Here is a 16255-nt window from a genome sequence, read left to right on the forward strand (position 1 = left end):
GGATCATCACCGACCCACTCTCCGGACAAGTCCTCGACCTCGGCCGCGACCGCTACCGGCCCACCGCCGGACTGGGCGAGTTCGTGCGGGTCCGGGACCGGGAATGCCGAAGACCCGGCTGCCACCGTGTCGCCCAAGCCTGCGACCTCGACCATTCGGTGCCGTGGCAGCACGGTGGCCACACCGCCGACACCGAGCTGGTCGATCTGTGCCGCCGCGACCACCGTTTGAAAGACGAACCCGGCTGGGTCTATCGGCTGGCCGCCGACGGCACCCTCACCATCACGACACCTACGGGGCACAGCTACGACAGCTCGCCACCGCCACTGCACGAACCCCGCACCGAGGAACCACCGTTCTGAGTCGTCGCCGAAATTCGGCCACGGCTCGGCCGCGTGAGCAGCTCTCGCTAGGTGGCCGTGCAGCCCAGCACTATCGCCGAAAAACGGCAAAGCCCTTCACGCACTCACAAACGAGTGCCCACCACCGACATGCCCAGCACCAGTTCGTTGGCTGGGTCGCAGCCGAGGAGATCTTCGACCAGTTCGTCGCGAAGCGCCGCGGTGAACGTGACGTTCAGTCCCAGCGCGGTCGCCAGCAGGTACACCGTCTGGCTCAGGTGACCGACGTCCATCAGCAGGACCCGATAGGTGCGGCTCACCGGGTACTTCCATTGGTTCCGCTCGATGACGCTGGTGTAGATCAGCAGCGCGCCGGCGTTCCGGGTCCACTGCTGGTCGCCGGCGAGCGCGACCAGTTCGTCGTCGTCGATCTTGCCGTCCAGCGGCGTGAGGGAGTGCCGGAAACCGTTGTAGTGGTAGACACCCTGATCCAGGTCCTCGACGTTCCTCGCGTAGACGTACACCTCTGTCGGATGCCTGGCTCCGCCCGACGGGCTCGTCTTGAAGACATTCCCGGTGGCGGGGATGTCGGAGTGCGTTTCGGGTCTCGTCGGCCGGGCCGACGTGAGGAGTGCGCTCAAATCGCGCAGCCGCAAGGGGTCTTCGCCGAACTCGCGGACGCTTCTGCGTTGGTTCAGCGCGTCGCCCAAGGCGATCGCGTTCAAAGGTTCCGGTGACGGTTCGGGCAGCGCTAGCGCGTCGTGCTCGCCGGAAGGCCTCACCGGAGAAGGCGGAGGGCTGGCCTTCGCCTTCTCCAGCAAGGTTTTCGCCGTCATTTCGCTGGTCGTGAACTCGGTCTCCCGCAAGGAGCGGGTGCCGAAGTGAAACGCCCGTGCGGACGTTCCCCAAGGGCCCCAATCCCGGAGGATCTCTTCTTCCCGTTGTTGCCGGGAAGAACCTTTGACCACCAGCACGTCGTACCGGATCATCGCTCGCGCGATACGGACGAGCCTTTCCCCGATCTCGGGATTCTCGTCCGCGGCGCGGACCGATTCCGGTTCTCGCCAAGAACTGAACCAGCGCAGGACGCGTTCTGTTCCTTCGGCGAGTTTCAGCTGGCGATGGCCGAGGTGATCGTCCCAGACGACGTCACCATCGGACCAATAAAGCGTTCCGCACGAGGAAACCCTGACCAGCATCGAATGTCTTGTGCCCCAGTCCCCAGTAATACTTTCCGAATACGTCCGGTCATTCAGCGTCGCGAGCGGAAAGGAGGCCCGCCGTGCGGAGGCGGTTCGAACCCGCCCCAGGTGCTCTGCGCCTTGTACTCCGCTTCGAGCTCGTACAAGAACTCGTCGTCGTCTTCATCGTGCATGCCGCCGATCCTCTCCGTGAGCGGTTACTCCGGTCAAGGGAATATACCTACGCCAACAGAGTACCGGAGCAGAACTGATAATTACGCGGAGTAATCGTTCAGGCGCTGTTTGAGTTCGCGTACCTCGGGGGCTTCCGAAATGCCGAGATCGGTGTAGATGCGTAATGCGAAGCGGCGATGACGGTCCGCATTCAGTCGATCACCGAGAATGTCGAACGCGAACGCCATCTCCTTGTGGGCGATGGGCAGCATGCTGCGATTCCCGGTCGATTCCAGCACTTCCACCGCGGTCGTCAACTGGCTGACCGCGAGCGCGCCGTCGCCGAGTCCGCGCGAATTGATACCGAGGGCGAGAAAGCATTCCGCCTCGAGATCGGGTGATTCGTTCTCCTTGGCGAGTCTCAGTGCCTGGTCGAGTTCCCGGGCGGCTTCGGGATAGCGCCTGTTCTCGGTGTGGATCAGCCCGATGCGGTGCCTGGCGCGGGCTTCGATGAGCACGCTGCCGTGGGCATGGGCGGTCTCGCGGACCCAGCCGAGGTGTTCGATCGCCTGGTCCGATTCGCCCTTGAGCCAGTGGGTGACCCCCGAGTTGCCCCTGGCCCGGCACTGCATCCGGATGTCGCCGGTGGTCGCGGCCAGTTCGAACACCTCGTTGAACAGCCGGTTCGCTTCGGTGAACTCGTTGAGCCGCCACAGGGTCAACGCGTACATGTGCAGGGCCTGGTACTCGAGCACCACGTTCCCGGTCACCCGCGCCGCGGACAGGGCGAGGGTCTCCAGCTCCCTGGCCTGCCGGTAGTAGCCGCGGTTGTCGAAGTAGCGCCACACCGCCGAACAGAAGGGCACGAGGTCGGAGTACTGCTGGTGGTTGTTCATCGCGACGGCCACCGGCAGCACGTTCTGCCATTGCGCGTCCATCCAGTGCGCCGCCTGGTCGTAGTCGGCGAAGGACTGTCCGAACTCGCTCTTCGGGACCTCGCGGCCGCCCGGCTCGTCTTCGGAGTCCGGGTCGATGAACTCCATCGCGGCCGCGACGGTGCTGCGGTAGTAGTCGAACAGCCGCCGCATCATCGCCTCGCGCTGGTGCTCGGGCTCTTCGGCGAGGAGGAGCTCACGACCGTAGCTGCGGAGCAGGTCGTGCATCTCGTACCGGTCCATCGACGGCTGGCGCAGGAGGTTCACGTCGACGAGGCGTTCGGCGAGGCGGCGGGCCTCGCCGAGGTTCACTTCCGCCAGGGCCGCCGTCGAGTGGAGATCGAAAGCGGCGCCGGGATGATGGCTCAGCCGGCGGAACACCCGGCGTTCGGTCTCGGTCAAGTTCAGATAGGACACCCGGAACGCGCCCGCGACGTCGCGTTCGCCGGCGGTGAGCTCGCCGAACCGGTTCCGTTCGTCGCGCAGCTGCCTGGCGACGAAGTCGAGCGTCCACGACGCCCGCGCGCGGAGCCTGCTCGCCGTGACGGCCAGCGCGAGCGGGAGGTCACCGCACAGGCTCGCGACCTGGTCGGCCGCGTCCGGGGATTCCCGCCGCAACCGCGAGGGCCCGACGATCCGGCCGAGCAGGTCCACGGCGTCGGCCCGGCTGAACGGTTCCAGCGAGAGCAGTTCGGCGCCGTCGAGGTCCACGAGCCGGGTGCGGCTGGTGATCAGCACGCAGCAACTCGCCGAACCGGGCAGCAGCGGGTTCACCTGCGCCGCCCCGATGGCGTTGTCCAGCACCAAAAGCACGCGTTTGCCGGCGAGGCAGCTCCGGAAGAGCGCCGCGCGCTGGTCGGTCGCGGCCGGGATGTCCGAACCCTGGATGCCCAGCGACCGCAGCAGCGCCTCGAGCGCGGCCCCCGGATCGACCGGGTCGCCCGCGGGCGAGAACCCTTCGAGGTTCACGAAGAGCTGCCCGTCGGGGAACAGCGGCGCGAGCCGGTGCGCCGCGTGGACGGCCAGCGCGGTCTTGCCGACACCGGGCATCCCGTCGATCGCGATCAGCCTCGGCCCCGCAGAGGAGCCTGCCTGGCCGATTTCGAGGACGGTCCGCAGTTCCGCGGCGCGGCCGCCGAACGCGGGGAGGTCCGCGGGAAGCTGCGCGGGGCGGGGGAACAGCGCCTTCTGCGCGTCCGCGTCCTCGCGTCGTCCGCCGGTGTCCATCCCGTTCCGGAGCCCGCCGACGCCGTACCGGACGAGGGCGCCGTCCGTCATCAGCTCGGCGTCGGCGCGCAGGATCTGCTGGTGGAGCGTGCTCAGTTCGGCACTCGGGTCGACGCCGAGCTCCTCGGCGAGCGCGATCCTGGTCCGGTCGAACGTCCGGAGCGCGTCGGCGCCGCGGCCCGCCCGGTAGAGCGCCAGCATGGTGAGGCACTGCAGGGTCTCGCGCGTGGGATGCCAGGCGGCGAGGTCGAAGGCCTCGCGAGCCGCCGCTTCGGTTTCGCCGAGCCGGAGCCTGGCGCCGATCAAGAGCTCGCAGGCGGCAAGGCGTTCTTCGTCGAGCCGTCGCGCCGTCTGCTCGATGGCGTCGCCTTCGAGACCGTCGAACGCAGGGCCTCGCCAGAGCGAGAGCGCGTCCGCCAGCTTGACGGCCGCCTGGGAGATCAGCCCGGCCGACAGGAGTTCGGCGCCCTGGTTGTAGTCCGCTTCGAAGCGGACGGAGTCGAGCGAGGCGCTGCTGATGACGACGCGGTACGCCGAGCCGGTGGTGACCACGGCGGACCGGGCCACGCCGAGGTCGTGCCGCAGCCGCGCGATCGCGTTGCTGACCTGGCGGACCGCGGTCTTCGGCGGATTCTCCGGCCACATCGTGCCGATCAGATACGACACCGGGACCAGCCTGCCCGCGTTGATCAGCAGCGCGGCGAGCAGACGCTGTTCACGGCGTCCGCCCAGCCGGACGGGAACGCCGTCGACTTCGGCTTCGAGCGGGCCGAGAACGGAGAAGCTGAGCTGGGATGGCCGGCCGAGATGCGATCCCGCCGAATCGGGTAAACGATCAGCGGTCATATGCGACTATGTCGTCCGAGACCGTGAGCGTGCTCACGCACTACCTCCAGTCCGTTCGCCGGCTGATCGGCACCCTAACCCACCGCTTCGGCCTCCAGCCAGATCGACGCGGGGCACGCCGTACGGCATTCGGCCTAACGGGCGCGCTCGGGCCTGCCCTGAAACCGGTTCGATTCTACGCCCGGCCGCCCCTGAACTGCGCGGATGCCGGGCGGTGGAGAGCCGATGTAATTCCGATGCAGGGCCTTGGAAAGCTGAAGACATCAGCTGGCGGGTCGGCGCGACGGGGCAGCGCGCCGAACCGTGTGTAGGGGCTCCGCGGCGGTTGGCCTTCGTACTGGGGGTGGCCAACCGCCCTGGTAGCCCTTTCTTGCTGTCACAGGTTGCTCCCAGCAAAGCGCGGCACACTGGACCAAAGAGGAGTGTGCCGTCATGAGTGCTCTAGGTGATCTGCTGGGCTACCTGCTCACCCTGTTCCTGATCGTGCTCATCGTCCGGATGGTGCTCGACTGGGTCGTCACCCTCGCCACCCGTCCGCCCGGCTGGGCCTTCCGTGCCCGCGGGATCGCCCATCGGCTGACCGAGCCCGTGCTGGCGCCGGTCCGCCGCGTGGTGCGCCCGGTGCGGGCGGGCGGGGTCGCATTCGACCTCGCCTTCACCCTCGTGTTCCTCGGGGTCGTCCTCCTGCAGTCCCTTGCGTTCAGCCTCTGACCAGGTGTGATCCGGCGCGATTCCGGGTACCAGCCCGCTGGAGGAGAGGAGTGTGCCCATGCGTCCGGTCTGGAGCGGTTCGCTTTCGCTCGGTCTGGTGACGGTCCCGGTCCGGCTGTACAGCGCGGTCGAGGACCATACGGTGCACTTCCGCCAGTTCCAGCGCGGAACCGAGGACCGCATCCGGTACCGGCGGGTGAACGAGCGCACCGGCAAGGAAGTCGGCTACGAGGACATCGTCAAGGGTTACGAGCTCGACAACGGCGAGTACGTGGTCGTCGAACCCGAGGAACTCGACGAGATCGCGCCCGGCCGGTCGAAGTCGCTCGACATCGAGAGCTTCGTCGAGCTGGACGCCATCGACCCGATGTTCTTCGACAAGACGTATTGGCTCGCGCCCGCGAAGGACGAGTTCGAGCGTCCGTACGCGTTGCTGCTCGAGGCGATGGATTCGTCGGGCAAGGCCGGGATCGCCAAGTTCGTCATGCGCGGCCGCGAGTACCTGGCGCTGGTCCGCTCCGGGGACGGGGTGATGGTGCTCAACACCCTGCATTTCGCCGCCGACCTGCGGGATCCCGCCGAGCAGCTGCCGGACCTGCCGGGCAAGGCGAAGGCGCGCGGCAAGGAACTCGACATGGCCGTCAGCCTGATCGACGCGATGAGCGACGACTGGCGGCCCGAGGACTACCGCGACACCTACACCGACCGCGTGCGGGAGCTGATCAAGGCCAAGAAGAAGGGCGACACCATCACGCCCGCGACCGAACCCGGTGAGCCGACGAAGGTCGTCGACCTGTTCGAGGCGCTTTCGAAGAGCGTGGAGAGCGGGAAGGCCAAGAAGAAGTCCGGAGCGAAGAAGCCGCCCGCGAAGAAGGCTGCCGCGAAAGACCTGTCCTCGCTGTCGAAGGCGGATCTGGACAAGCTGGCACGGGAGCGCAACATCAAGGGGCGTTCGAAGATGACCCGCGCCGGCCTGGAGAAGGCGCTCAAGGCTTCGTGACGACAGCCAGCTCGCTCGCGATGGCCTCGATCAGCAGCCGGACGTCCTCGGCCGCCGTCGCGTGCAGCCCTTCGGAAACGATCAGCACGTCGGACGTCGTGGCGGAGACCGCGGAGTGCCCGCTCTGCCGGTTCGTCCACCGCCTCGCGTGGGCTTGCCCGTCCTCGTCGGCGAAGATCACCTCGCCGGGGTTCGGCTGCTCGACCGTGCCGGCGAAGGTCACGTACTTCTCGTCGCCCCGCGCGTGGCGGACCTCCAGCGAGCCGCTGATCTTCGCGACGTCGAGCACCGCGACCGGGATGGCGTAGGCGACCGAAACCGCGTTGCAGAGATCGATCACCGGGTGGATCCGGGGGAGTGTGCCTTCTTTCCGCAGCCTGCGCAGCAGTGACTCGGACGCGCAGCGGTACTGCGTCGGCTTCAGGCCCATCTTGGCGAACGCCCGCCGCCAGGCCTGGATCTCGGGGAATTCCGATTCGGGCCCGTCCGCGAGCCGCCGCGTCGCCCGCGCGAGGAACTTCTCGAGGTCGACCGGCATTTCCGCGGTGATACCGGTGGCCCGCAGCGTGCCGACGGCGAGGCCGGGGTGGGCGGCGCGGATTTCCGGGTGGTGCTGGAGTCGCATGCTGAACCTGTCTACTGGGTGGTGAACGCGAGTTTGACGCCGAGCGCGGCGAAGGAACCGGCGAAGATCCGCCGGAGCCAGGCGAGTACGCGCGGCCGGGAAAGGACGTGGTGCCGCACGCCGGCGGCGAGGACGCCGTACACGCTGAACACCACGAAGGTCGCCAGCATGAACACCCCGCTCAGCAGCAGCATCCGAGGGATCGAACCGGGCTCTCCCGCCGGGACGAACTGCGGCAGGAACGCGAAGAAGAACAAGGTCAGCTTCGGGTTCAGGACGTTGATCAGCACGCCGGAGGTGATCGTCCGCAGGGTCGACGCGGGTTCGGGAGCACCGTCCACGACGATCGCGTCCCGGTCCTTAAGTGTCGCCCACGCCATGTAGAGCAGGTAGGCGACGCCGAGGTACTTGATGATCTCGAACGCCACCGCGCTCGCGTGCAGCAGCGCCGCGAGGCCGGTGATCGCGGCGAGCATATGCGGGACGATGCCGAGCGTGCACGCCGTCGCGGCGATGACGCTCGCGCGTCTCCCTCGGGCCAGCCCGGCGGAGAGGGTATAGACCACGCCGGTGCCGGGCGTGGCGACCACGACCAGCGTGGTGATCAGGAAGGCGATGCTCACGGGTTCACTGTGCGCGCTTTTTGGTCCGATGGACAGGGCCAAAGCCGAGTGACCGCACAGGACCAAAGGCTTGCGTGAGGCGGCGTGAAGGGTTCACCGGATGGAGTGGCATGATGCACGCTCGCACGTCGACGAGGAAGGCCTTGGTTTGAGCGCGCGCACTTCCCAGATGGACGACCTCCGGCTGGTGGCACAACCGAATGCCGTGTTGTGCTCCGAGCTCTTCGTCCGTCTCATCCTGTCGGATTGGTCCTTGCGGCCGTTGCTCGATCAGGCGAAGACCGCCGCGGCCAGATTGGTGGGCACGCTGGTCGACGCGGCCGATCCGAAGGAGCCGCCCTTCCTGACCCTGCGCTTGCGCCTGCGGTCGGACGTGCTGGTCATCGAAGTCGACCACGAGCTGGACGGGCTCCCCGTGCCGACGCCCGCGCCGGGTGAGCGGACCGGGGTGGCGCCGAGCGAGACCCGCGGCGTGACCTTCTGGTGCGAGCTGCCGCTGCCCGGTGGCCTGTCGGCAGGGCAGGTCCAGCTGCCGAGGCGGGGCGATCGCCGCACCCTGGTGGACGAACCCGTCTCCGGCGAGCCCGTCGGCGCCGATCCGGAAGTCCTGGAACGGCTTTTGACCCGGTTGAGCGGCTGGTCCGGTTGATGGCCACGAAGCGCGTCACCACGCCGGTGCTGGAGATCGAGTACGAACATTCCGGTGAAGCGGGCGGGCCGCCGGTGGTCCTGCTCCACGGCTTTCCGTACGACGTGCGGGCCTACGACGAGGTCGCCACGCTCCTCGCGGCGGACGGCGCCTCCGTGTACGTCCCGTATCTCCGGGGGTTCGGTGGCACGCATTTCCTCGACAAGGCGACACTCCGCTCCGGACAGCAGGCCGCCCTGGCGCAGGACCTGCTCGACTTCATGGACGCGCTGGGGCTGGAGAAGGCCGTCGTCGCGGGATACGACTGGGGCGGCCGCGCGGCGTGCATCGCGGCGGCGCTCCGGCCCGAGCGCGTGCGCGGGCTGGTCTCGGTGGACGGCTACAACGTCCAGAATCTCGCCTACGCGGGGGAACCCGCGCCGCCGGAATGGGAACGCACTTACTGGTATCAGTTCTACTTCCACTCCGAGCGCGGCAGGCGTGGGCTTGCGGAGAACCGCGACGAGCTGTGCGCCTTGTTGTGGCGCACCTGGTCGCCGACCTGGACCGGCGCGGACGAGGCGTTCCCGGCCAGCGCTCCCAGCCTCCACAACCCGGACTTCGTCGACGTCGTCATCCACTCCTATCGGCACCGCTTCGGCCTGGTGGAAGGAGATCCGCGGTATCAGGCGATCGAAGACCTGATCGCGCAGGAGCCGGCCATCACGGTGCCGACGGTGGTGCTGGAAAGCGGGGACGACGGCATCGGCGGCCCGAGCGCGGAGGGCGACCGCGAGTACTTCACCGGGCCGTACGAGCATCGGGTGCTGCCGGGGGTGGGCCACAATGTCCCCCAGGAGGCTCCTGAAGCGTTCGCGGCCGCGGTGGCGTCTCTGCTCCGGTGAGGACGATCACCCGTCCGTGTGCGTGACGAATCCTGATCTTCGGTGGTCCTTCGGACGTAAGGCGCACGATCCGGGCGCCACGGACGGAGGAGGACCCGATGTCGTTGGGCGACAAGATCAGCAACAAGGCCGAGGAGTTCGGCGGTAAGGCCAAGGAGGCCGCCGGCGACGCCACCGGCAACGACGAATTGCGCGCGGAAGGTCAGGCGGACCAGGCGAAGGCCGGTCTCAAGGGCGCGGTCGAAAACGTGAAGGACGCCGTCGGTGACGCGGCGGACAAACTCCGCGACACCTTCAAGAAGTAGTGCTTTCCGGGCCGGGGCGGCGGGTTTCCGCGCCCCGGCCCGTTTTTCATTCGTGCAGGACCACCGGCAGGCTCGTGAGCCGCGTTCCCTGGATGCCGCCGAGGAACGTCTGCCGGAGTTCGCCGTAGGGCACGGCGAGCCGGGCTTCGGGGAAGTCCGTGCGCAGAACCGCCGCCACCGCCCGCAGTTCGAGCTGCGCGAGCTGGGCGCCGACGCAGAAATGCGGGCCCGCGCCGAAGGTCAGGTCCGGGCCCGGTTTCCTGGCCGGGTCGGTGTTGATGCCCTGGATGTCGACGAGCACCGGGGCCTTGGCGGGGAGCCGGATCCCGGCGAGATCGACCTCCGAGGTCGTGAACCGCCAGAGCGTGAACGGTGCGGGCGGATGCACCCGGAGGGTTTCCCGGACCAGGTGACTTTCCGGGGTGGTGTCCCCGTTCAGGAGCCGCGAGACGAGGAAGCCGATCGAGGCGTCGGTGGTCAGCTGCCCGGCGAAGATCAACGCGAACAGGTGATACCGGAGGTCCTCTTCGGACGTTTCAGGCGGCAGGTTGTCGCGTAGTTCCGTCGCGAGCCCTTTCCGGTTCGGGGTCAGCCCCGCGGCGGCGAGATCCGCGATCGCGGCGATGGCCTTGCCCTGGGCGCCCGGTTCGGGGTCGGACATGCGACGGCACGCGTCGACGGCGACGTCGAGCAGGTGGAGCGGGATGCCGAGCAGGTCGAGCAGCACGGTGAGCGGGAACCGGGTGGAGAACCCGTCCATGAGATCGACCGGGCCGCCGCCGAGGTCCGTCAGCAGGGTTCGTGCGATCTGATGGATCCGCTCGGATTGCGCCTGGATCCGTTTGGCGCTCAGCAAAGGGGCGTGCGCACGCCGCAAGAGCGCGTGGTCGGGGCCGTCCAGTGTGGTGAGGGACGGCTGTTCGGCGGCGGTCTGTTCGAGCCTGGTCCAGCCCTCGGGGGCGAGCGCGGGATCCTTCGCGAAGCGCGGGTCCGCCAAGACCTCGCGGGCCAGCTTCTCCTCGGTCACTATCCACGCGCTTCCGCCTTCGGGGGCGGCCACTTCGACGAGAGGGCCGGCGGCCCGCAGCGCGGGGCGGACAGGGTCGGGTTCGGTGATGCCGCGGGTCGTCGCGGCGAACGGATCGGGGAGCACAAAAACTCCTTCATGTAAAAGTAGCTTCACCATGAAGGTATATTCGGAGCCGGTAGGTTGTCAAAGCGCACGGATCCGAGGAGGGGTGATGGAGGACGACGTCGCGGCGCGGAGCGCGTCGCTGCTGGACGGCCTCCGGAGCTTCGGGGCGAGCTACACCGAGTTCACCCGGCGTTTCGCGGACTGGCTCGGCCTGCACGCCACCGACGCCGCCGCGCTGGTGGAGATCCTCTACGCCGAAGACACCGGCTCGCCGTTGTCCCCGGCCCGGCTCGGCGAACGCATCGCGCTGACCTCCGGCGCGACCACGAACTTGCTGAACCGGCTGGAAAACCTCGGTTACGTGGTGCGGACCAGGGAGAACAGCGACCGGCGGCGGGTGACCCTGCGCAGCGGCCCGGACATCCAGGGGCCCGCGCGTGAGTTCTTCGGCCCGTTCAGCGCCGGGCTCGCGGCGCTGGTGGCGGAGTACCCGGCGGAAGAGATCGAACGGTTCGAGGCCTTCCTGCGGCATCTGAAGTCCACAATGGACGACGTGCTCGAAGAACAGGGGTGACTCCGGACCAGTCCGATCCGCACTCGGCACCGAATCCCTCCCGGACGCCACGGAACCGCGTAGCCGGGCGTCGGGTGAGGTGGAGGCGGCTTGATGGTCGAGGGAGTGCGGGCGAGTCCGCGCGGAAGCGGCGGCACCGGAGCGGTGCCCGCCGAGGCGAGTTTGATGCAACGGGTCGCGGCAGGTGACGAACAGGCGTTCGCCGCTCTGTACGACGTCGTGGCGGGACCGGTGTGGGGAGTGGTGAACAGGGTCGTCCGCAACGGCACGTTCGCCGAGGAGGTCACCCAAGAGGTCCTGGTGGAGGTGTGGCGGACGGCCGCCCGGTTCACCCCGGGCAAGGGGAGCACGCTGGCCTGGGTGCTCACGATCGCGCACCGGCGGGCGGTGGACCGGGTGCGTTCGCATCAGGCCGCGCTCGACCGGGACGATCGCGCGGGACGGCTCGACTTCCGCCGCCCGTTCGACGAGGTCGCCGAGTCGACGATCAGCAACCTGGAGCAGCAACGGGTGCGCCAGTGCCTGTCCGCGTTGACCGACCTGCAACGGGAATCGGTCGTGCTGGCCTACTACAACGGCTACACGTACCCGGAGGTCGCGGAGGTGCTCAAGACCGCGCCCGGCACGGTGAAGACCCGCATCCGCGACGGCCTGATCCGGCTGCGCGACTGCTTGGGGGTCGGGCAATGACTGCGGAGCTGCACACACTGACCGGTGCCTACGCCGTGGACGCCGTCCCGGAGGAGGAGGCCGCGGCCTTCGAACGGCACCTGCGGGGGTGCTCCGCGTGCGGCCAGGAGGTGCGGGAGCTCCGGGAAGCCGCCGCGCGTCTGGGGGCGGCGCTCGCCACCCCGCCACCGCCGAGGCTGCGGGAAGCGACGCTCACGGAGGTCGCCCACACCCGTCAATGGCCTCCGCTGGTCGCTGTCGCGCGTCGAGGTGGCCCGGTGAAGACGCGGGTCGCCCTCTGGGGTGCCGCGGCGGCCGCCGTCGGAGCGCTGGTGTTCAGCTTGGTCACCACGACCACCGATCCGGGAGCCGACCCCGCCCAGCAGCAGCTGGCCTCGGTGAACGCCGTGCTCACCGCACCCGATGCCTCGACTGCCTCGACGGTCAAGGGTGCCGAACGCGGCACCACCACGGTCGTGACCTCACGCGGCAAGGGCAAGCTCGTCGTACTGGCCGGTGACCTCCCGCCGTTGGCGCCCGGCAAGGCGTATCAGGTCTGGCTCATCGGGGCGAGCGGCGCGCATTCGGCGGGCCTGCTGGCGCCGGACGGTCCACATCGGACCCATCCGGTGCTCGCGGACCTGCCGGGCGGGATCGACCGGGTCGGCATCACCGCGGAACCCGCCGGAGGCTCGCCCGCCCCGACGGTTCCGGCGGTGGTCATGGTCGATTTGGTCTAGCGGGTCACTGAACGCGGGATCCGGCCTTCGCGGAGAAACGGAACTCGATGGTCATCGGAAGCTCGCCGAGATCCAACGCCTGACGCAGCCTCGGCAGGCCCTCGGTGGTGATCCGGTCACGGATGGCGGCCAGATCGCCGTCCTGTTCGGCGCTCAGCACCACGGCCAGCACCGGCGCGTCCTGGGAGCCGCCGAGCGTGGCGTGCGCGGCGTGGACGCCGGGATAGGTCGCGACCTCCGCGGCGAACGGTTCCACCGCGGTGCTCGCGGCCAGCGTGGTTTCACCGGTCTCCTGGCCGAAGCGCCAGGTGTGGGACTTCGGTTTGCGGACGGGCTGCGCGACGAGCCAGCGCAGCGCCAGCAGTCCGGCCACCACCGCGGCCCCGGCGACGGCGTACCAGACCCATCCGGGTGGCATGGCGGTGCCGGGAACGAGCGGGGCGCCCGGATCGAGCAGCGGGATCCTGCCGAAATGGGTGCCGACGGCGAACCCGCCGGCGGCGAGCAACACGATCCCGGTCAGCACCAGCAGGGTGCGGTTCAGCCGGGCGGGGCGGTTGAGGTCGGTCATGACGCGCTCCTGGTGGCCTTGACGCGGACCCGCACGGCCGGGACGGAGGCGGGGCCGATCTGGGAGAGGCGGTGCTCGATGGCCGCGCGGACGGCGTCGGCGAGGCCCGCGGTGTTCGTCCGCCCGGTGGTGACCACCGAGACGATCTTGCTCCGCTTGACCTTCAGCTTCGCCGCCGAGACACCATCCACAGTGGACGCCGCGGTACGCAGCGTCGACCGGTAACCGCGCCGGGAGGCCCCGGAATCCGTGCCGCTTTCGAGCGGCAGCACGGTGGGCCGTCCCGGCACGATCGCGGCCACGAGGAGCAGCAGGCCGAGGAGTGCGACCACGCCGCCCGCGATCGCGGGAAGCGGATCACTCCATCGGGTGCCGTGCAAGGCGGACGCGACGGCGTCGTAGCTGATCCACGGTTTCTCGCCGATGATCGTCTGGACCGCGACGGTGGCGGCCAGCGCGCATCCGGCGAGCACCACGATGCCGACCAGCACGGCCGGGACGGTGCGGCGGGGGCGCCGTTTCATCGGACCCTCCTCGTTTCGGTCTCCGTGGAATGCAGGGCCGTGACGGTGATGTCGACCCGCGTGACGGCGAGGCCCGACAGTTCGCCCACGCGGCGGATCAGGTGCTCTCGCGCCCTTTCGGCGGTGGCGCGCACGGAAAGCGGGTACTTCACCGAGAGCCGGACGTCCAAAGTGGCCGTCGATCCGCTGACGTGCGCGCTCACCTTGGCGCCCTGGTCGAGGTCTTCACCGCCGACCGCGATCCCGAGCACCCGGGAGGCCGCGCCGCCGACGCCGTCGAGTTCGGTGATCGCCCGTGTGGCGATCCGCTCGACGGCGCCGTCGGCCACGGTCAGGGCGCCGCGCCCGTCCGTTCCGGGCTCGGCGGCGGTCATGGTCGTCATGGCGATCAGCCCCTGTCGCGGCCCGCCAGGGCCGAAAGGTCGAGCTTGCCGTCGAGGAACCGGCCGACCAGCAGGCCGAGGACGGCGAGCACGAGCACGACGAGGAAGGCGCCGAAGCCGCCGAACGCGCCGGCCACGCCGAGCACGAGACCGGTCAGCAGGCCGAGATGGGTGGCGTTCATGAACGTTCTCCTTGTGGTCGGGCGCGAACCGGCGCCGATGGTCACTGGACGCGGGTGGATTCGGTGCTTTCGTCGGTGTCGTCGTCGCCGGGGATGTGCACGTCGGACACGTTGATGTTGACCTCGACGACCTCGAGCCCGGTCATCTGCTCGACCGCGCCGATCACGTTGCGGCGCACCGATTTGGCCAGATCCGCGATCGCGACGCCGTATTCGACGACGATCTGCAGATCGACCGCGGCCTGGCGTTCGCCGACCTCGACGGAGACGCCCTGCCCGGCGGACGCGGTGGCGCCCGGGATGCGCTCGCGCAGCGCGTTGAACGCCCGCACGGCGCCGCCGCCCAGCGCGTGGACACCGGTGATCTCGCGGGTCGCGAGGCCCGCGACCTTCTGCACGACGGTGTCGGCGATCGTGGTGACGCCCTGCGTGGAGACGAGCGCGCCGTTCTCGGCCGGGGCGGTGGAGTTCGAGTTCGGCTTGGCGGTGGTGGCGGTGTTCGTCATCGCGATCTCCTCGGGTTCGGATTCCGTTGCCTGCGGTGGAAGTTCTTCGCTTCCACACTCCATAGACCCAGCCGCGCGAAGATCGTCACGACCCGATCGTGTGGTCTGGATCTCACCGATCGTGGGTATGTCTTTCGGCCTAATCCCCGCGGCCGACGACGGCGCCGTCCTTTCAGCGCGGCTGAGCGGACCCCTGGCCTTCGCGTGACTTCTCTGTTAGGAAAGGTTCCTAACTAACGGAGGCGATATGCGCGGACGTGGTCTGGCGGCGGCGACGGTTCTGGTGGTCCTGTGCGGTGGTTCGGCCGCCGTCGCGGACACGACAGCGGCGCGCTCGGCACGCAACATCATCTACATCCAGGGGGACGGTCTCGGCCTCGGCCAGCGTGACCTGCTTCGCCTGGCGCTCAAGGGCAAGAACGGCAGGCTGGCGATGGACGGGCTCGCGGTCACCGGCCTCGTGCGGACGTCCTCGGCCGACCCCGACGAGATCGTCACCGACTCGGCCGCCGCGGCCACCGCCCTCGCGGCCGGGCACAAGACGCGCAACGGCGCCGTCGGCGTGGATTCCCACGGGCGCCCGCTGGAGACGATCCTCGAACGGGCGAAGCGGGCGGGGAAGTCGACCGGCCTGGTGACGACCGCGCAGGTGACCGGCGCGTCGCCCGCGGCCTTCGCGGCGCACGTCCCCAGCCGGGACTCGCAGAGCGACATCGCGAAGCAGTACATCGAGAACAGCCGCCCGGACGTTCTGCTCGGCGGCGGCGAGGACTGGTGGTATCCGAAGGGGAATCCCGGGCTCTGGCCGGACAAACCGGGGGAGGAGAGCCGCAGCCCGTACGGCAACCTGGTCGAACGCGCACAGCGAACGGGCTACACCTACGTGCGTGACGGCGACGAACTGCGGAACACGCGGGCGAACCGGATCCTCGGCCTGTTCGCGAACGAGGACATGGTCGACTACGGCCCGGACGACGTCGGGAAATACGCGCCGCGGGTGCCGCTCCAGCAGATGGCGCGCAAGGCCCTGGACACTCTTTCCCAGAACCCGCGCGGCTTCTTCCTGTTCCTGGAGGAAGAAGGAACCGACGGGATGTCGCACGAGAACAACGCGCACGGCGTGATCGACGCGGGCCGCGCGCTCGACGCCACCGTCGCCGAGGTCATGCGGTTCGTCCGCGCGCATCCCGACACCCTCGTGATCATCGGCGGCGACCACGAGACCGGTGGGCTGGCCATCGAGAACTACGACGCCTCCGACACCGACCCTGACCAGGACGGTCCGTTCGACGTCCCGGGTTCGAAGCTGCGGTTCACAGTGGACTGGACGACCCACGACCACACCGGCTCCGACACCCCGGTCACTGCCGAAGGCCCCGGCTCCACCCGTTTGGGTGGCACGGTCGAGAACACCGACGTCCACCGGGTGATGCGGGCGGCAAGCGGCCTCTGAACCGGAAAAGGCCACCT

Annotated in this window: 21 protein-coding genes; 10 read left to right on the top strand and 11 right to left on the bottom strand. The window is 69.0% G+C overall.

The window, feature by feature from the left end:
- On the top strand, positions 1–362 hold a 362-nt coding region (locus tag DMH01_RS32195; protein ID WP_148106600.1), incomplete at its 5' end, for an HNH endonuclease signature motif containing protein.
- Positions 363–466: 104 nt separating this feature from the next.
- On the opposite strand, the gene DMH01_RS32200 is transcribed toward DMH01_RS32195, so the two are convergent.
- The 3 genes from DMH01_RS32200 to DMH01_RS32205 form a co-directional block, all read right to left on the bottom strand.
- Positions 467–1540, bottom strand: coding sequence for a SagB/ThcOx family dehydrogenase (locus tag DMH01_RS32200; RefSeq protein WP_125681457.1), 1074 nt, complete (start codon positions 1538–1540; stop codon positions 467–469).
- 53 nt (positions 1541–1593) lie between these two features.
- The gene (locus DMH01_RS43580; RefSeq protein WP_255432121.1) at positions 1594–1716 is read right to left on the bottom strand and encodes a hypothetical protein; all 123 of its coding nucleotides are present in this window, start codon (positions 1714–1716) and stop codon (positions 1594–1596) included.
- A gap of 81 nt (positions 1717–1797) precedes the next feature.
- Positions 1798–4704: a BTAD domain-containing putative transcriptional regulator gene (locus DMH01_RS32205; protein WP_125681459.1), complete on the bottom strand. Its 2907-nt coding sequence runs from the start codon at positions 4702–4704 to the stop codon at positions 1798–1800.
- Positions 4705–5136: 432 nt separating this feature from the next.
- Between DMH01_RS32205 and DMH01_RS32210 the strand changes: the two genes are divergently transcribed.
- A complete protein-coding gene (locus DMH01_RS32210) occupies positions 5137–5415 on the top strand; it encodes a YggT family protein (protein ID WP_125681461.1) in 279 nt (92 codons plus the stop codon).
- 58 nt (positions 5416–5473) lie between these two features.
- Complete coding sequence (locus tag DMH01_RS32215) at positions 5474–6415, top strand: Ku protein (RefSeq protein WP_125681463.1); 942 nt, start codon at positions 5474–5476, stop codon at positions 6413–6415.
- Here DMH01_RS32215 and DMH01_RS32220 read toward each other — a convergent pair.
- Both DMH01_RS32220 and DMH01_RS32225 read right to left on the bottom strand, forming a co-directional pair.
- Complete coding sequence (locus DMH01_RS32220; protein ID WP_125681464.1) at positions 6402–7040, bottom strand: B3/4 domain-containing protein; 639 nt, start codon at positions 7038–7040, stop codon at positions 6402–6404. The two genes, DMH01_RS32215 and DMH01_RS32220, sit on opposite strands and share 14 nt — an antisense overlap.
- A gap of 11 nt (positions 7041–7051) precedes the next feature.
- Positions 7052–7663, bottom strand: coding sequence for a LysE family translocator (locus tag DMH01_RS32225; RefSeq protein ID WP_125681466.1), 612 nt, complete (start codon positions 7661–7663; stop codon positions 7052–7054).
- Positions 7664–7811: 148 nt separating this feature from the next.
- Between DMH01_RS32225 and DMH01_RS32230 the strand changes: the two genes are divergently transcribed.
- From DMH01_RS32230 to DMH01_RS32240, 3 genes are all read left to right on the top strand, one after another.
- The gene (locus DMH01_RS32230; protein WP_125682430.1) at positions 7812–8312 is read left to right on the top strand and encodes an ATP-binding protein; all 501 of its coding nucleotides are present in this window, start codon (positions 7812–7814) and stop codon (positions 8310–8312) included.
- The gene (locus DMH01_RS32235) at positions 8312–9196 is read left to right on the top strand and encodes an alpha/beta fold hydrolase (RefSeq protein WP_125681468.1); all 885 of its coding nucleotides are present in this window, start codon (positions 8312–8314) and stop codon (positions 9194–9196) included. Before DMH01_RS32230 ends, DMH01_RS32235 begins: the two co-directional genes overlap by 1 nt.
- 98 nt (positions 9197–9294) lie before the next feature.
- Positions 9295–9501 (top strand): CsbD family protein, encoded by a 207-nt coding sequence (locus DMH01_RS32240; protein ID WP_034320799.1) that lies wholly within the window; start codon positions 9295–9297, stop codon positions 9499–9501.
- A gap of 46 nt (positions 9502–9547) precedes the next feature.
- On the opposite strand, the gene DMH01_RS32245 is transcribed toward DMH01_RS32240, so the two are convergent.
- A complete protein-coding gene (locus DMH01_RS32245; protein ID WP_125681470.1) occupies positions 9548–10654 on the bottom strand; it encodes a cytochrome P450 in 1107 nt (368 codons plus the stop codon).
- A gap of 88 nt (positions 10655–10742) precedes the next feature.
- On the opposite strand from DMH01_RS32245, the gene DMH01_RS32250 reads away from it, so the two are divergent.
- The 3 genes from DMH01_RS32250 to DMH01_RS32260 all read left to right on the top strand — a co-directional run bounded on the left by DMH01_RS32250 (position 10743) and on the right by DMH01_RS32260 (position 12619).
- Entirely contained in the window at positions 10743–11210 is a 468-nt protein-coding gene (locus tag DMH01_RS32250) for a MarR family winged helix-turn-helix transcriptional regulator (RefSeq protein ID WP_125681472.1), read from the top strand.
- Positions 11211–11303: 93 nt separating this feature from the next.
- Complete coding sequence (gene sigK / locus DMH01_RS32255; RefSeq protein ID WP_125681474.1) at positions 11304–11900, top strand: ECF RNA polymerase sigma factor SigK; 597 nt, start codon at positions 11304–11306, stop codon at positions 11898–11900.
- A complete protein-coding gene (locus DMH01_RS32260; RefSeq protein ID WP_125681476.1) occupies positions 11897–12619 on the top strand; it encodes an anti-sigma factor domain-containing protein in 723 nt (240 codons plus the stop codon). Before sigK ends, DMH01_RS32260 begins: the two co-directional genes overlap by 4 nt.
- A 4-nt stretch (positions 12620–12623) precedes the next feature.
- Here the strand turns inward: DMH01_RS32260 and DMH01_RS32265 are convergent, their stop codons facing one another.
- The 5 genes from DMH01_RS32265 to DMH01_RS32280 are packed head-to-tail and all read right to left on the bottom strand — an operon-like array spanning position 12624 to position 14785.
- Positions 12624–13190 carry an alkaline shock response membrane anchor protein AmaP gene (locus tag DMH01_RS32265; RefSeq protein WP_125681478.1) on the bottom strand — a complete coding sequence of 189 codons (567 nt, stop codon included), beginning with the start codon at positions 13188–13190 and terminating at the stop codon, positions 12624–12626.
- Entirely contained in the window at positions 13187–13714 is a 528-nt protein-coding gene (locus tag DMH01_RS32270) for a DUF6286 domain-containing protein (RefSeq protein WP_125681480.1), read from the bottom strand. Before DMH01_RS32270 ends, DMH01_RS32265 begins: the two co-directional genes overlap by 4 nt.
- Positions 13711–14097 (bottom strand): Asp23/Gls24 family envelope stress response protein, encoded by a 387-nt coding sequence (locus tag DMH01_RS32275; protein ID WP_125681482.1) that lies wholly within the window; start codon positions 14095–14097, stop codon positions 13711–13713. Before DMH01_RS32275 ends, DMH01_RS32270 begins: the two co-directional genes overlap by 4 nt.
- 5 nt (positions 14098–14102) lie before the next feature.
- Positions 14103–14279 (bottom strand): hypothetical protein, encoded by a 177-nt coding sequence (locus DMH01_RS43100; protein ID WP_005154991.1) that lies wholly within the window; start codon positions 14277–14279, stop codon positions 14103–14105.
- A 41-nt stretch (positions 14280–14320) separates the two neighbouring features.
- Positions 14321–14785 (bottom strand): Asp23/Gls24 family envelope stress response protein, encoded by a 465-nt coding sequence (locus DMH01_RS32280; RefSeq protein WP_125681484.1) that lies wholly within the window; start codon positions 14783–14785, stop codon positions 14321–14323.
- 247 nt (positions 14786–15032) lie between these two features.
- Between DMH01_RS32280 and DMH01_RS32285 the strand changes: the two genes are divergently transcribed.
- Positions 15033–16238, top strand: coding sequence for an alkaline phosphatase (locus DMH01_RS32285; protein WP_125681486.1), 1206 nt, complete (start codon positions 15033–15035; stop codon positions 16236–16238).
- Positions 16239–16255: the final 17 nt, after the last annotated feature.

This window comes from Amycolatopsis sp. WAC 04182 (genome assembly GCF_003947465.1).
Classification (GTDB): Bacteria; Actinomycetota; Actinomycetes; order Mycobacteriales; family Pseudonocardiaceae; genus Amycolatopsis.

Excerpts from the sequence above, each read along its gene's own strand:
- DMH01_RS32220 (WP_125681464.1), bottom strand. The coding sequence starts at position 7,040 with ATGCGACTCCAGCACCACCCGGAAATCCGCGCCGCCCACCCCGGCCTC.
- DMH01_RS32200 (WP_125681457.1), bottom strand. The coding sequence starts at position 1,540 with ATGCTGGTCAGGGTTTCCTCGTGCGGAACGCTTTATTGGTCCGATGGT.
- DMH01_RS32235 (WP_125681468.1), top strand. The coding sequence starts at position 8,312 with ATGGCCACGAAGCGCGTCACCACGCCGGTGCTGGAGATCGAGTACGAA.
- DMH01_RS32280 (WP_125681484.1), bottom strand. The coding sequence starts at position 14,785 with ATGACGAACACCGCCACCACCGCCAAGCCGAACTCGAACTCCACCGCC.
- DMH01_RS43580 (WP_255432121.1), bottom strand. The coding sequence starts at position 1,716 with ATGCACGATGAAGACGACGACGAGTTCTTGTACGAGCTCGAAGCGGAG.
- DMH01_RS32205 (WP_125681459.1), bottom strand. The coding sequence starts at position 4,704 with ATGACCGCTGATCGTTTACCCGATTCGGCGGGATCGCATCTCGGCCGG.
- DMH01_RS32275 (WP_125681482.1), bottom strand. The coding sequence starts at position 14,097 with ATGACGACCATGACCGCCGCCGAGCCCGGAACGGACGGGCGCGGCGCC.
- DMH01_RS32250 (WP_125681472.1), top strand. The coding sequence starts at position 10,743 with ATGGAGGACGACGTCGCGGCGCGGAGCGCGTCGCTGCTGGACGGCCTC.
- DMH01_RS32285 (WP_125681486.1), top strand. The coding sequence starts at position 15,033 with ATGCGCGGACGTGGTCTGGCGGCGGCGACGGTTCTGGTGGTCCTGTGC.
- DMH01_RS43100 (WP_005154991.1), bottom strand. The coding sequence starts at position 14,279 with ATGAACGCCACCCATCTCGGCCTGCTGACCGGTCTCGTGCTCGGCGTG.
- DMH01_RS32210 (WP_125681461.1), top strand. The coding sequence starts at position 5,137 with ATGAGTGCTCTAGGTGATCTGCTGGGCTACCTGCTCACCCTGTTCCTG.
- DMH01_RS32265 (WP_125681478.1), bottom strand. The coding sequence starts at position 13,190 with ATGACCGACCTCAACCGCCCCGCCCGGCTGAACCGCACCCTGCTGGTG.
- DMH01_RS32260 (WP_125681476.1), top strand. The coding sequence starts at position 11,897 with ATGACTGCGGAGCTGCACACACTGACCGGTGCCTACGCCGTGGACGCC.
- DMH01_RS32240 (WP_034320799.1), top strand. The coding sequence starts at position 9,295 with ATGTCGTTGGGCGACAAGATCAGCAACAAGGCCGAGGAGTTCGGCGGT.
- sigK (WP_125681474.1), top strand. The coding sequence starts at position 11,304 with ATGGTCGAGGGAGTGCGGGCGAGTCCGCGCGGAAGCGGCGGCACCGGA.
- DMH01_RS32215 (WP_125681463.1), top strand. The coding sequence starts at position 5,474 with ATGCGTCCGGTCTGGAGCGGTTCGCTTTCGCTCGGTCTGGTGACGGTC.
- DMH01_RS32270 (WP_125681480.1), bottom strand. The coding sequence starts at position 13,714 with ATGAAACGGCGCCCCCGCCGCACCGTCCCGGCCGTGCTGGTCGGCATC.